At 50.7% G+C, this 12,699-nt stretch carries 15 protein-coding genes and 1 pseudogene; 4 read left to right on the forward strand and 12 right to left on the reverse strand.

The window, feature by feature from the left end; genetic code table 11:
• Window positions 1–130: 130 nt before the first annotated feature.
• The 4 genes from IRJ17_RS22840 to IRJ17_RS22855 form a co-directional block, all read right to left on the reverse strand.
• Complete coding sequence (locus tag IRJ17_RS22840; RefSeq protein ID WP_122964162.1) at window positions 131–676, reverse strand: CarD family transcriptional regulator; 546 nt, start codon at window positions 674–676, stop codon at window positions 131–133.
• A 171-nt stretch (window positions 677–847) separates the two neighbouring features.
• A complete protein-coding gene (locus tag IRJ17_RS22845; protein WP_122964163.1) occupies window positions 848–1,315 on the reverse strand; it encodes a DMT family transporter in 468 nt (155 codons plus the stop codon).
• Window positions 1,316–1,328: 13 nt separating this feature from the next.
• Complete coding sequence (locus IRJ17_RS22850) at window positions 1,329–2,027, reverse strand: Crp/Fnr family transcriptional regulator (RefSeq protein ID WP_242771979.1); 699 nt, start codon at window positions 2,025–2,027, stop codon at window positions 1,329–1,331.
• Between the two features lie 48 nt (window positions 2,028–2,075).
• Window positions 2,076–2,501, reverse strand: coding sequence for a DMT family transporter (locus tag IRJ17_RS22855; protein ID WP_122964298.1), 426 nt, complete (start codon window positions 2,499–2,501; stop codon window positions 2,076–2,078).
• A gap of 567 nt (window positions 2,502–3,068) precedes the next feature.
• On the opposite strand from IRJ17_RS22855, the gene IRJ17_RS22860 reads away from it, so the two are divergent.
• Window positions 3,069–3,479, forward strand: a complete 411-nt coding sequence (locus IRJ17_RS22860) for a hypothetical protein (protein WP_242771981.1) — start codon at window positions 3,069–3,071, stop codon at window positions 3,477–3,479.
• Window positions 3,480–3,570: 91 nt separating this feature from the next.
• Complete coding sequence (locus IRJ17_RS22865) at window positions 3,571–4,422, forward strand: hypothetical protein (protein ID WP_242771984.1); 852 nt, start codon at window positions 3,571–3,573, stop codon at window positions 4,420–4,422.
• Between the two features lie 108 nt (window positions 4,423–4,530).
• On the opposite strand, the gene IRJ17_RS22870 is transcribed toward IRJ17_RS22865, so the two are convergent.
• Window positions 4,531–4,944, reverse strand: coding sequence for a hypothetical protein (locus IRJ17_RS22870; RefSeq protein WP_242771987.1), 414 nt, complete (start codon window positions 4,942–4,944; stop codon window positions 4,531–4,533).
• 391 nt (window positions 4,945–5,335) lie between these two features.
• On the opposite strand from IRJ17_RS22870, the gene IRJ17_RS22875 reads away from it, so the two are divergent.
• Window positions 5,336–5,935 carry a hypothetical protein gene (locus tag IRJ17_RS22875; protein WP_122964167.1) on the forward strand — a complete coding sequence of 200 codons (600 nt, stop codon included), beginning with the start codon at window positions 5,336–5,338 and terminating at the stop codon, window positions 5,933–5,935.
• Between the two features lie 461 nt (window positions 5,936–6,396).
• On the opposite strand, the gene sigK is transcribed toward IRJ17_RS22875, so the two are convergent.
• The 7 genes from sigK to IRJ17_RS22910 all read right to left on the reverse strand — a co-directional run bounded on the left by sigK (window position 6,397) and on the right by IRJ17_RS22910 (window position 12,157).
• Entirely contained in the window at window positions 6,397–7,107 is a 711-nt protein-coding gene (sigK, locus tag IRJ17_RS22880) for an RNA polymerase sporulation sigma factor SigK (RefSeq protein WP_122964168.1), read from the reverse strand.
• Window positions 7,108–7,236: 129 nt separating this feature from the next.
• The gene (locus IRJ17_RS22885; RefSeq protein ID WP_122964169.1) at window positions 7,237–7,644 is read right to left on the reverse strand and encodes a DUF4183 domain-containing protein; all 408 of its coding nucleotides are present in this window, start codon (window positions 7,642–7,644) and stop codon (window positions 7,237–7,239) included.
• Window positions 7,645–7,730: 86 nt separating this feature from the next.
• Window positions 7,731–8,015 carry a DUF4183 domain-containing protein gene (locus IRJ17_RS22890; RefSeq protein WP_122964170.1) on the reverse strand — a complete coding sequence of 95 codons (285 nt, stop codon included), beginning with the start codon at window positions 8,013–8,015 and terminating at the stop codon, window positions 7,731–7,733.
• A 283-nt stretch (window positions 8,016–8,298) separates the two neighbouring features.
• A complete protein-coding gene (locus tag IRJ17_RS22895) occupies window positions 8,299–8,718 on the reverse strand; it encodes an immunity 22 family protein (RefSeq protein ID WP_242771990.1) in 420 nt (139 codons plus the stop codon).
• Window positions 8,719–8,754: 36 nt separating this feature from the next.
• The gene (locus tag IRJ17_RS22900; protein ID WP_242771993.1) at window positions 8,755–10,071 is read right to left on the reverse strand and encodes an SMI1/KNR4 family protein; all 1,317 of its coding nucleotides are present in this window, start codon (window positions 10,069–10,071) and stop codon (window positions 8,755–8,757) included.
• A 242-nt stretch (window positions 10,072–10,313) separates the two neighbouring features.
• Complete coding sequence (locus IRJ17_RS22905) at window positions 10,314–10,880, reverse strand: GNAT family N-acetyltransferase (protein WP_242771996.1); 567 nt, start codon at window positions 10,878–10,880, stop codon at window positions 10,314–10,316.
• A 212-nt stretch (window positions 10,881–11,092) separates the two neighbouring features.
• A complete protein-coding gene (locus IRJ17_RS22910) occupies window positions 11,093–12,157 on the reverse strand; it encodes an HD-GYP domain-containing protein (RefSeq protein WP_122964174.1) in 1,065 nt (354 codons plus the stop codon).
• A gap of 257 nt (window positions 12,158–12,414) precedes the next feature.
• On the opposite strand from IRJ17_RS22910, the pseudogene IRJ17_RS22915 reads away from it, so the two are divergent.
• Window positions 12,415–12,639 (forward strand): annotated as a pseudogene (locus IRJ17_RS22915) (Mov34/MPN/PAD-1 family protein); the annotation flags it as partial.
• Window positions 12,640–12,699: the final 60 nt, after the last annotated feature.

Here is a 12,699-nt window from a genome sequence, read left to right on the forward strand (position 1 = left end):
TTTTGCCAGCCGACTGGAATACAATCTGGTTCGCTCGTCCGTGTCCAAAAGCGGCTAGTTCTTTCTTCCCACCATGAAAAAAGGGGTGCGACTGCCAATGGCAATCACACCCTTTTCTATTTGCGTTCGATTACAGCACGCACTTTTGATAGCCTGCCGCCGTCTGCTCGGAGGCCCCCTCGTCTGCTTTGCTCGGCTCTGTCGCCAACACTTGTTTCAAAATCTGGGTGGCCCGCTCCAAATCCAGACCTTTGACCAGCGCAATTTCGCTGCTTATCAGCTGTTGGGCATTATCGAGCATCAGCTTGTCGCTCGTTCCCAATATTTTCCCTTTGCTGATCACCCATAAATCCCGAACCACTTCCGCGTGCTCATGAATATCGCCACGCTTCATTTTTTCCGTGTTCAGCTTGAATCGCTGTGCCGCATTCAGCGCGGAGTCAGGGCTCCTTTCTTGCATCGCTGCCAACACATTGTCCAAAATGTCGGCATCTACAATCATCCGAATCCCCAGCGCGGACATCTTTTCAACGGGGACCATGATATTTAACTCTCTTTGCAGCATATGGAGCACATAATAGAGGTGCTTCTCACCCAGAAACTCTTTTTCCTCCATGGCGTCAATTACGCCTGCCCCGTGCATCGGGTAAAAAATCTTGTCTCCAACCTGAAACATACGTCCACCTCCTACAATGCGATCTTCTCCATTATAACACAGTTATTGATTTTAAAATTTTTAATTTTATCATGCACATTTATTTTAAGTCAATATCTTCTTTTGGATAAAAATACATAAACTTTTGTGAACAAGCCAGACAGACGAAAAAGCCAGGGACGGTCTACCGACTCACGTCGCTTTCGACCATTCCTGGCTCTTTTTTTGCCCGCCCCATTTGAACACGAGCATGCCAACGATCACAACCAGTACACCGCTTAGCTGCTTCCATGTAAAAGGAACTTGGGTCAGCCCCATCCATCCCAACGAATCCCACAGCAGGGCAAAGCTGAGCTGCGAGGTCAACGCGATGGAGACGGCAAGCGTCGGACCCAGCAGGCGGATTCCTTGTACCAGGCAAGTGACCACTCCCACCCCGATCAGCCCGCTAAACCAGTACCACGGCTGCATGTTGCGCCATTCCCACAGCTTTTCCCCCTCAAACAAAAGGCCGCACACGAGCGAGGCCAAAAACCCCATCCCCAGCACCAAAGTCGTCGTCGTCCACGACCCAGCCCGCTCGTTGACCTTGCTGTTGAAAACATTTTGCAAGCTGACCAGTGAGCCGGCCACGATCGCGAGAACAAGTCCTGCAAGCATCGTATTCCCCCTCCTACTCGTATAAATGCGGATTGGCTACTTTTTGCAAGCCTTGTCTGTCTTTGATCAACAAATGCGTCTTCTCGCGCTCGACCAATCCAGTTTGACGAAACTGCTGAAGAACGCGATTCACGTGGCGAGAACTCGTGCCGATCAGATTGGCTGCGTCGGACAGGCTCGCCGAGCTTACTTGTCCTCTGAGGCTAGAATCCCCGTCCTCAAAGCACACCGACAACAAATAACTCGCCAGTCGCACTTCTACCGGGTACAGCAAGTTGAAGCTTAAATCGTTCGACTTGACGGTAAATTTTTTCGTAATAATCTCCAGCAAAAAGTGTAAAAACGGCGCATGATTGCTCGCGTATTTTCTCAAGAAACGGAAAGGCACGGCAAGCAGCACAGACGGTGCTACCGCCTCAACGGTGTTCATTGTCTCCATTTCCCGCACGTATTCAATATCCCCGATCACCTCAAGCGGCGTCTTGAACGACAGGATCAGCGTCTTGCCTTCCTGCGAGTTTGTAAATATTTTCAGCTTCCCGCTCACCAGCACATAAAGCGTGTCCGCGCTCGCTCCCTGGGAACAGATAAGCTCTCCTCGCTCCAAATAGCAAAGCGTCATATGCGCCTGCAGCTCCTCGGGGAAAACCGTTTCCAACTGATACGCCTGCAAATAATGGTTTTGCTCTTCACGATCTTGCGTTACTCGCATGACTGGCTCTTCCCCCGCTTTCTGCTCTCTATCCGCTTGATGATCCGATCAAGCTTTTAGTATGACCACTCCTGCGATCATCAAGCCGATTCCGACCACGTGCGGCCACGTTACCTGCTGTTTCTTCACTCCAAACCAGCCCTTGCTGTCGATGAGAAACGTCAACCCAAGCTGTGCTATCAGCAGCGTCGAAATCGTCAGTGTCACTCCGATCTGTTGGATCGCAAAGACATTGCCGAAAATAATGACGGCGGCAAAAGCACCGCCAAACCGATACAGCGGCTTCACTTGCCGCAGTGCCTGCCAGTTTGCCCTTCGGCTGGCGAGCAGCACGAAAAGAGCGGCGACAAAGCCCGTCAACTGAGTCAATGTCGCGGCTTGCCACGTTCCGATGTCGTAGCTGATCCGGGCGTTTGCCACTCCTTGCAAAGTGAGGAATGCCCCTGCGAAAAATGCAAAAAGGATGCCTTTCAATTCCCTCTCCCCCATTCCCTCCTTCATTAAAAAACAGATGCAGGCTTGCAGGGAAGGACATATGTCCTGAAAAAGAAAGAACCCTCGGATTGATCCTGAAGGCTGTCGATGTTGGTTTAGGAAAAGCGGTTGAGAGGGCCGAACTTGCCGCTGCATTTCCCCTTTGATCGGTTACTGCTCCCGATTCCCGTTCCCGGTTTGAACGTCACTTGCAACTTGCAGCTTGCAGTTCGTTCCCTGCTGGATACGAGCGGATTGCAGCTCGCCACGGGCTTGTTATCCAACTCCTCACGGGCATTTTTACCTAAATTTTAGCATTTTCACAAAAACCCGTTACTTTTTTCCTGTTCATACGACATACTCAATGTATGCCATTTGTAAAAATATAGGAGGAAGTATGAACAGGAAAAAGACCATCTTGGCACATGGCTTGGCCCTCGCGCTGAAGTCGCGGCAACACCTGGCTTTGCCGCAGCTGGACACAACTGCTTTGCCCGCATTTTGAACCATAGTTTTGCGCACAACACTCAGGAGGAGATTCTTATTTCTACACGTAAACGGTTGTTCATGTATATTGTTTTTCTGATCATTGCGGTGTTCATGCTCGATGTTATTCTGTACTGCGAGCAGCTGTTGAAAGAAGAGGCGGCGCTTACTTTCGAACGCTTACCGTTTCTCCTGTTCACCACTTTATACCCTGTTCTCATCGGGCTGGTTTTTGCCCTGCCGACCTTTATCCAGACATGCGTGACAAAAGGAAGCTGGACATTCGATTGGCTGCCTTTTACCGTGCTCGGCATTCCTGCTCTTCTCATCGATCTGATTTTTCTCGTTTACTTTTATCCCGTAGGAATAGATGTGCCGCTGTCTTTCTTCGCTGAATACGGAAGCCAGGCTTCGATTATTTGCGGTCTGGCGTTTGGCTATCTTGCTTTGTCTTGCTGGAAAAAGAAAGCGGCGGCTGTTTTGTCTCTGTAGACAGTGTTTCGTCAGAATCGCTTCGGTTCAAGAGTCTATGAATCGAAGCGATTCCGCTCTTCCCTATCCCCTGGAGCAAAGGAGACGAAACATGAACCGTCTGGATTTGATCTCGTATGTTTTTCCTAACAAGCATGCTGCTGAAAAAGAATGGTGCTACTACTTTTCCCAATTGCTAAAAGAGGTTCCCCACTTCCGAGAAGCTGACCAGCTCCGTCCTTTGTTTTCCGGCTCGGCAATGCCGGCAACAGATTTTCGCACGGGAGATGCAGCATTCCCCGCCATCGTGTTTCATTCGCCAAAAGCGTTTAAGCTGAAAGTGGCAGATTTGCTTATTTCCGATCGCAAATCTGCGGGTATCAAGCTGGCAAGTTTGAACAGTTTGCACGCGGAGCTACCCCAGACGCAGGAACAGTCTGCTGGCATCGACATTTCCCAGCTGTATCATCAACTGAAAGGCAGGCTGACAGGAGTCGATCATACGGGAGTCAACATCCCGGTTACGCTCATGCCACGTCCAGAATGGGATAAGTTCCTCGCCACGCTTTCCACCGTTTGCAACTTGTACCGCTACCCGGATGAAGACTGGCCGTTCATTATCCCGGCGGAAGCGGAGGAACATGCGACAAACATCACGGATTTCTCGGTGAAACGAACGCCGAAGTTCGAACTGGTCTACGATTCGTATACCGCCAAGCCGCTTTTTCAGTTTGCCCTGGAAACAAATATATCGCGCGAAGAAATGGAGGCGCTATTTCCCGCCCCCAACGGATTTGCCATACCGGGACTGGAAGAGATTTTTCGCTGCGTCGCCATCAAAAGCCCGTGGGATCATGGGCTGGGCTTCCGCTTTGATTTGTACTACAAAGCGGAAGGAGAGGGGCTGTCCGATTGGGAGACGGGCGAATGGCTCATAAAAAACGGCGGAAGAATTTGCGGGTAAGTTTTTGGCAGACCAGGGGTTTGGGCTTCTGGTCTGTTTGCTTTGTGTGGTAATGCTTGCTGGTAACCACCTCTTTGCTCTCTAGCTCTCGCTTACCTGACTGGCAAATCATCTCATTTTCCTTTCCAATGCGCGTATTTTCTTCATTGCCTCTTCATCCGCGGTGGCAGAGTAATACTTACCGTTTATTTCCACAATCAAATAATTGATTGCATACTGGTTACTGTCAAGTGGAACGATCACGACAGCATCCTCGTAAGACCCTAATAGATTGTTGGAAGTATAGGCATCATACTCGCTCATTTCCCCTGTTATTTGAATCGTAGGAAGCAGATCATCGAATAGGGCGTCAATCTCCGTCAGTGCCGCTGGAGCCCACTCCACTACAGCAGAGCTACTCTGAAAATCTACCAGGTCTTTCTCCCCATGCAAAATGTCGTGTTGTGCCTGGAACGGGATGCTTTTCTGGTCAGAATTGCAAGCGGCTAAAATCAGAAGACAAACGAATACGAGCTTTTTCACTTTATACCTCCTCCCCTTTTACAAATCCAGCTTACAATATTCCCCAAAAAACCGCCAAATCTTGATCGATTCCAGCCTGAACGGCACAGCGTCCGCCACTTCGCCAGTCGCTGCCATGAGTACGTCAATCAGCGTAATTTCGTTCGCCGCTTTATCTGTCCCGGTTTTGTCAGCCTACGCAGGTGCATTAGGACTTCGATTTAAATGTCTTATTCGCTGCATCGTTACCATTCGTTGGAAGTCATCTCCCAATCTTTCATGAAAAATCTTTAACAGAATTTCCATACTCACAAACTTATGACATTTTATTCATAAAATAAAACTGTATATGATTGGAAAAATATGGTACATTCAAACAGATGTTACCGATAGGAGAGGCAGGGGAATCACTATGTTCAAAAACAGTGTTTTTTCAGCATTAGGCGTAGCGTTATTTGCTACCATCCTGACATCCCAGGTTCAAGCCGCAGAAGTAAACTTGCCGGCAAACGATGGCAAAAGTGCACCAACTACCGTTCGTTGGCAGGCAGACTCCTCATTTGCTGCTAAAGCGAAAGGATGGAGTTCCGAGGAGAAATGGATCAAAAAATCTTCTGCTGTCCCGCAAGGTTGGGTCGTCATTCGCGAAGATCTCGGTTCAAAACTGATCAAAAATACAGCAGGCGCGCCCTTTGGCGCGGAATTGCGAGTCAGCAAATACTCTCCCGTTCCGGTAGGATGGGTCGTTTTGCGAGATGAACTGGCTGGCAGGACGATCAAATGTACAACAGGGGCTTCTTATCGTCAGGAGTTCACTGTGACCAAGTTCTCTCCGATTCCAACCGGCTGGGTTGTCCTGCGCGAGAACTATGACAGCAAAACAATCATGAATGCCAACGGCGCTCCTTATGGAACCGTACTGCTTGTGAGCAAATATTCACCGATTCCGGCAGGATGGGTTTACAATGGCCAACAGGTTACTGGCATGTACATTAAAAACATGAATAAATAGAAAACAATTCTGATCAAGCCTATCAGAGAAAAAGAACTGATGGATCAAGTATTACTGGCCATCCGTTCTTTTTTTATCTTTCTATCTATCTGCGATCTGTAGTCTTTTTAGACGGTGACTAATTCTCTGCAAAAAAGCCAATGATGCCGGAAATTCCGAAAGTAAAACTGCAAAGAGGGGTTCGCTCAGTTGCCAAAAGATGTTGCAAAGATGAAGGACAGGCTTGCGTTATTGGCGGCTGGAGAGCGAGGAAGCTCAAAGACAACCGTGCATAGGCGAGGCAAACGAACAAGCGAAGGTGCCTGATTCGATTATCTCTTAGCTTTGGTAAAAAAGCACCGCTCCAAAAGCACCCACTCCCCTCCACTCCAAACAAAAATACCCGCAAGCCGGACACCTTTCTCCCTGTGTCCAGCTTGCGGGCGAACGCACCTATTTGCTTTCCCCGCTCGACAATCCATTCAGCGATTTTGCGTCTGCTTCGTCCGGTAAAACTCATTGAACAGCTTCATCAGCGCCCGCTTCTCGATGCGGGATACGTATGAGCGAGAAATCCCCAACTCGCGGGCAATTTCGCGCTGTGTCTTTTCTTTGTCCTGATCCAGACCAAACCTGCCGATGATGACTTCTTTTTCGCGCTCATCGAGAATATGGATGTGCTGATAAATCTTGTTTGATTCCAGTTTGAGCTGCACAGCATCGACCACTTCGTCGGTTTCTGTGCCGAGCACGTCGATCAGCGTAATTTCGTTCCCTTCTTTATCGGTCCCAATCGGATCGTGCAGGGAAACGTCTTTTTTCGTTTTTTTCAGGCTTCGCAAATGCATCAGGATTTCATTTTCAATACAACGCGCTGCATACGTAGCCAGCTTGGTGCCCTTTTCCACCTGGTAGCTCTCGATTGCCTTGATGAGGCCGATCGTGCCGATGGAAATCAGGTCTTCACTGTCTTCTCCGGTGTTTTCAAACTTCTTCACAATATGCGCCACCAGCCGCAAATTGTGCTCGATCAGCTTGTTGCGGGCATACGGGTCGCCTTTTGCCATGAGGCGGAGGTACTTTTCTTCTTCCGTATCCTGAAGAGGCTGGGGAAACGCATTGTTCTTGACATAAGCAACAAACATAACCAGTTCTTTAAACACAAGGGAAAGCGCCGCAATGATGCTGGACATGGCTGCCACCTCCACGTCTATATAGCTTACTCCTATCCTTATGTGGGCGAATACCCAGATGTGCAAGTACCACCCGAAAACAGCTGTTGTATGTTGCGGGGCTTGCTTCTGCCCTCCAGCCCGTGTGCTTCAGGATGTCGTGATCTGGATGAACTGCAAAATGATCGGGGCGCCCTGCGCAGGCACTTCGCTCAGTACCAAAACTCCGGGCTGAACCAAGTAGCTATTGGGAGGCTGCAAAATGCCATTGATAAACAAGTTGACGATGGACACGGTTTGCTGCCCGATAATCCCCGAAGTGCTAAGCTGCGGCGTGGCGTCAGCATCTGTATACATATTTTTTTGTCCGTCTGAAAACGTCGTGTATTGGTAGATCGTGGTCGCAAGCAAGCCAGGAGTGCACGGACAAGGAGGACAGGTTGGGCACGGCTGACCGGGGAAAATGTCCGGGCAGCCATAGGGCGGCATGACTTGCGAACGCACATTGACCGTATAAATTCGCTGCCCTCCGCTTCGCTGTATGTTTCTATGCTGCAAAACGATTCACTCCTCTCTTGCGCTGGAATGGGATTACCCCAGGCATGTACAATCGCCTGGGGCCTCCCTTGAACTTGTTTGTTCTTTTAGTTGACGACAAACTCAACCAAGACAGATACACCATCGTTTTCAGCGTCTCCGTCAGGAATCGTCAGCGTGGATGTGGTGACAGTAGACGTGCCTCCTGGCTGCAAAACACCGTTGATATAGAGGTTGTAGTAGGCAAAAGTGGATGGGAATGCTGTCGCAGCAGTACCCGCGTCCGTGCTGAATGCTGTTGCCGCAATCGCAAAAGTCGCTCCTGTGCCTGTTCCTGCTCCAATTGTCGAGTTGAAGCGCAGAGACGTCATGAATGGTTTGATGATTGGCATGTACACCAACTCCTCGTGAAAAGTAGTAAGGATGAACCTTACATTACATATCAAATGAAGGAATCGGCTTTCCCGAAACGGACAAACATCATTTGGGAGAAAGCATATTTTCTTGGTGGCTCCCGCTGCCTTTATGCTAGAAATCTATCCTTGTCTGATAGCAAAGCCGTGCTCCGTGCTCCGTGCTCCAACCTGGGTGGAAAATGATTATGCAGCGTCTCGTCAACAACTACTGACGGAGTAATCAAAAAAAGCGTCCACTTCCCACGGACGCCTTTCCCCTTCAAGCCTCATATTCAATTTTCGCCAGCAGCTTCACTCGCGCACGCTCTGCCTCTGGTTCGCCTGCGAGTGAAAACAGCTCTTCATTAACCGTGCCGTAAGCCGTTTGTTGCCCGTACAACAGCAGCACGGTCGGGTAGCCAGTCAATTCCTCGGAAAACGCAGTTGGCAGCTTCTCGGCAAAAATTTCCCCATCCGAAACGCACTCCTGTCGCAAATACTCCAAAAAATCTGCTCGCTCCTCTGCCTTCGCCACGGCGTGTACTTCAAAAAAGTCTTCATCTACCCATGTGAGTCCTGTCGCTTTCATAAATTCCGATGGATACATGTCTCCATCTTCCGTATATACTGGCTCCAGAAAAGCTTGCAGCTCATCCTCTGTTTGCAAGTCTGTTCCCCACACCACCACGATATGCTTCATGGACACCTCATCTCCTTTTCTTACTGACTCATCGGTTTACCGTGCATGCTCACCATAGGCAGCACGAATGCGCTCGACCCGCTCCCGTTCCTTGCGCAAAACAGCCTTCTCCGCTGCCAAGTCCAATAAGCTGTCCAGCTTTGTCCAATCCGGCTCGCCAGTTGGAGCATCTCCCTTGTCCAACATCCGTCCCCAAGCCATGAGCGCAATCTGGCGCTGTGCCTCACTGCCTGCCAGCCAATGTGCGAGATCATGCCATTCGGGAGCAGACACGGCAAACAGCTTGTCCCATCCTTCGAGCGGGTACGCCGCATATGCCTCCATCCAGGCAATGACTTCCCTGGCACGAAAATGCTTGAGGCGGCCATAGGCTGTATAACCGCTCACCGTCTCGCTGTTCGCCTCGTTGTCCAGCTCGGCCAGCACCAGCGGCAAGCCTTCCTCTTTTGGCAGGCAAACCGCTGACAAGTACGCCCGCTGGACATCTGAAACAAGCTTTTCCTGCCCAGCTGATTCCCACAGCGAGCGAACCCAATTCGCCGCCTTCATCCCCAACGTTTCAACCAGCAGTTGGCACCATGGCTCTTTTGCAGCAAAGTTCGGCGCCTGGCTGATTTTCGCCACCCAAGCCTGCTGGACGACTTTTGCGTCATACTGATCGAACGCTTTTCGCACACGCTCATCGTCTGCTCCATGCAAGGCAGCGTACTCGACGAGCTGCGCAAAATCGGTTGCTGCGGTTTCCAGCGTCAGCTCCCGGTACGTTTGCAGCCATTTTTTCCAGCGAACCGCATTTTCCCCATGCACATCGAGTCCATCTGCGCCAGCAAAAGGCTCGTAGTTCCACACTTCCGCTCCAATACAGCCCAGCTCGGTCACCCGCTCGACAAACGCTGTGAAGCTGTGCCCGAGCAAAATATATTCGTCTGTCTCATGCCCCCAGGCGTAAACAGGCGGATCGTCCGCGCATGCTCGCAAATCCAAGAGCAACATGTCGCCATTGCCGCCGACGCGGAAGCAAAGGTACTGTCGCTCGTCGGCGCTTTCGTCGTCGTGACCGAAATAAGGCCACTCCAAACTGTCCAGGCTCCAGCCGATATCCCCGCCGAGGGAAAATGGCTCGACGGTCCTAGTAGGAAGCGACCAGTATATTTGAACTTCGCTTGTCCCTTCCAGAAACAGACGTCGAAGCGCAAGCGGCAGACTGATCCCCAGTCGCTGCTCTGCTTCGTCCACTTGCCACGGCTGCGCAGGATCAGCGATGATCAGCGGCCAGGTGTGCGCGCCCTGCCTGTCCATATCCGCGATCAGCGCTCTCCACGCAGAAACCCATTTTTCTATTTGTTGGCGCATAGCTACAGCGCTCCTTCCACTCTGCTCGTTTATCACAATCCTTCTTTTTTCATTGTTGCGAATATAGCTCGCGACTTTCAACCTTCTAAAGAACCATTTTTATCCAACATATACACCAAAACACCGCTTCTGCGTTCACGCTGGGCTAACGTTTACGCAAAAGTGCCCCCACCCCCAGCCGACTCCACAAAAAAACGCCTCTCCCGGACCTGTCATCGCTGGCCCGAGAGAAACGTTTGTCGCTACACCGTCACTAATACGCTTTTTACCATATGGCGGAATTGATGTCCGCTCACCGTCACATTCCCGTCCTGACGATAGCCCATTGATTCGTAGAGCTGACGGGCACGCGGGTTTTCCTCGTCTACCAAAAGGGCGATGCGGTCGTGTTTGCGCCGGATTGCCTCTTCTTCGAATGCCGAAAGCAGCATTTTTCCGATTCCTTTGCCGCGCTGATCGGCCCGAACGGCGACCGAGTCCAAATAAAATTCATCGTCGCGCGCTTCCTTCACCAGCGTGGGCGCAACTCCTGTCCGCTTTTGAACATACTCGACAAACGGGCGATCCAGCTGCTCTGTCTGACTGCCGTGGTAGAAAAGGGCTACGCCGACCGGCACGCCTTCATGCATGGCGATGACCGCATTTTCATAGCTGAGCCGATTGCCTTTTTGGGCAAAAAACTGCTCCAGCAGCAAGAGCGCTTCTTCCTGCTCCGTCGCTCCGGTCAATGTGTGGGCGATGTCGCCAATCGCTTCATAAATCAGCGGTGCCGCAAAAGCTGCATCTTGAGGTTCCGCTTTACGTATCATGTTACTCTCTCCCTGCATGTAAGCGTCCACCCGTCATCTCCAATCGGAAAATCGTCCGTGGACACGTTTTTTTGTTGCCTGTACGATCATGCTTCCGCTTTATTGTGTCACACTTTACACCCAAGGTCGAGCAACCGGGACATCCGTCACAAATTGGCAACAAAGAAACCGCTCTCATAAACGAGAGCGGTCGCAGTCGCATCAAAGCGGCTCTATCCAATCATCTTTTCGATCGTCAGCTTGCGCTCGTAGCGCAAATCGAGAAACTCCCCGCTGCGCCGCACCAATGGCCGCATCGGCTCGTCCTGGTGAATCAGGATCACTTCGACTTCTTCGCCGCTGCTCAGGCGCGCTCTCGCTCCGACGTACAGCAAGGCAATGTAACGCACGAACACAGAGACTATTTCAATACTCAACAGCCCGTTGCAAGCTTCTTTCCATAAAAGCTGCGCCGCTTCGAAAGGCGAGGTGCGGCCTTTGTACACCCGATCCGAGCAGATGGCGTCAAACATGTCGGCAACCGCCAACACTTGGCAGTCCAAAGGAATCTCATGGCCTTTGCGCTGCTCAGGGTAGCCGGAGCCATCCAGTCGCTCATGATGAAGCAGGGCGCACAAGGCAAGCCGCTCTGATCCGCCTTCCATCTCCTTGATCATTTCGTAGCCGTATGTCGTATGTTTTTTCATAATCGCGAACTCTTCGTCTGTCAGCTTGCCCGGCTTTAACAAAATTTCTGTCGGGATGCGCATTTTCCCCACATCATGCAAGAAGCCAGCCGTTCCCATAAACGTCACCTGCTGCTCGTCCCATTTCAGCAAACGGGCAATTAGCGAACAGAGAATGCCTACGTTCAACGAATGTCGATATGTATAACTGTCCGCCCCTTCCAGGACGTAAAGGGAGCGAAAAAGCCCCAAATCCTTCGTGGACTTTTCCAGTACATTCTCAAAAACTTGCGAAAACTGATCCAAGCTGGCTACTTTCCCCTGCTTGAGCTGATCGAAAATCAACCTCGTCTGATCCAAAGCCTGTACATAGGCGGCAACCGTTTCCCCGTCCGCCTCCAATTGGAATAATTGCGTAGTGACATGCTCTCCAGTTCCCTCTGACCATGTTCGCACGATGTTGACTTCCCGTACGCGCTGTTTCAGGAGAATGTGCACATGTGCAGCTGTTATGGTCGTATTCTTCCCCAGCAGCAGTACACCGCTATCCGAGTAAAGGTCATCTGCTAGTTCTTGCCCAATCAGAGTGTGATCAACGGGGGCCGTAGGCATACAATCAACCTTTCCAGTCATGTCTTTTTCTAAATTATAGAAAGGAAGGAGGAGAGTTACAATCTTTTTTTCGACAATTGCCATGATTTCCTGAGCGGGACCTTCTGCCGCCTGCGCACATACGATATAGAGCGAATGCTAGCGGTGAACTCAAGGAGGGACCTCGTTTCATGACAACACTGTACATCACGCCAAAGGCATGGAGGCAGATCGAGCAGGCTGTACGAAAAAAACCCTCGGTGGAAACAGGAGGGGTAATGATGGGGTATCCGCTCGGTGATGAAAAGTGGGTCGTGACATTTGCCAGCGACCCTGGGCCACGAGCGATTCACCAGCCCAATTCGATCTTTTTCGACGATGACTATCTCAAACGGCTCGTTCGCAAAATGAGCAGAAACAGCCAGTCGCAATACATCGGGGATTGGCACAGCCACACGATCAAGCGCCTGTCTCCAAGCAAAGGAGACAAACGGACGATCTGGACAAAAGCTTCACAATCCATGTACATGTCTTCCTCGCCGCTCATGCTGATTGTCGGGCTG

Source organism: Brevibacillus parabrevis (assembly GCF_022701015.1).
Taxonomy (GTDB): Bacteria; Bacillota; Bacilli; order Brevibacillales; family Brevibacillaceae; genus Brevibacillus; species Brevibacillus parabrevis.

Excerpts from the sequence above, each read along its gene's own strand:
- IRJ17_RS22840 (WP_122964162.1), bottom strand. The coding sequence starts at position 676 with ATGTTTCAGGTTGGAGACAAGATTTTTTACCCGATGCACGGGGCAGGC.
- IRJ17_RS22845 (WP_122964163.1), bottom strand. The coding sequence starts at position 1,315 with ATGCTTGCAGGACTTGTTCTCGCGATCGTGGCCGGCTCACTGGTCAGC.
- IRJ17_RS22850 (WP_242771979.1), bottom strand. The coding sequence starts at position 2,027 with ATGCGAGTAACGCAAGATCGTGAAGAGCAAAACCATTATTTGCAGGCG.
- IRJ17_RS22860 (WP_242771981.1), top strand. The coding sequence starts at position 3,069 with ATGTATATTGTTTTTCTGATCATTGCGGTGTTCATGCTCGATGTTATT.
- IRJ17_RS22865 (WP_242771984.1), top strand. The coding sequence starts at position 3,571 with ATGAACCGTCTGGATTTGATCTCGTATGTTTTTCCTAACAAGCATGCT.
- IRJ17_RS22875 (WP_122964167.1), top strand. The coding sequence starts at position 5,336 with ATGTTCAAAAACAGTGTTTTTTCAGCATTAGGCGTAGCGTTATTTGCT.
- sigK (WP_122964168.1), bottom strand. The coding sequence starts at position 7,107 with ATGTCCAGCATCATTGCGGCGCTTTCCCTTGTGTTTAAAGAACTGGTT.
- IRJ17_RS22890 (WP_122964170.1), bottom strand. The coding sequence starts at position 8,015 with ATGCCAATCATCAAACCATTCATGACGTCTCTGCGCTTCAACTCGACA.
- IRJ17_RS22895 (WP_242771990.1), bottom strand. The coding sequence starts at position 8,718 with ATGAAGCATATCGTGGTGGTGTGGGGAACAGACTTGCAAACAGAGGAT.
- IRJ17_RS22900 (WP_242771993.1), bottom strand. The coding sequence starts at position 10,071 with ATGCGCCAACAAATAGAAAAATGGGTTTCTGCGTGGAGAGCGCTGATC.
- IRJ17_RS22905 (WP_242771996.1), bottom strand. The coding sequence starts at position 10,880 with ATGATACGTAAAGCGGAACCTCAAGATGCAGCTTTTGCGGCACCGCTG.
- IRJ17_RS22910 (WP_122964174.1), bottom strand. The coding sequence starts at position 12,157 with ATGCCTACGGCCCCCGTTGATCACACTCTGATTGGGCAAGAACTAGCA.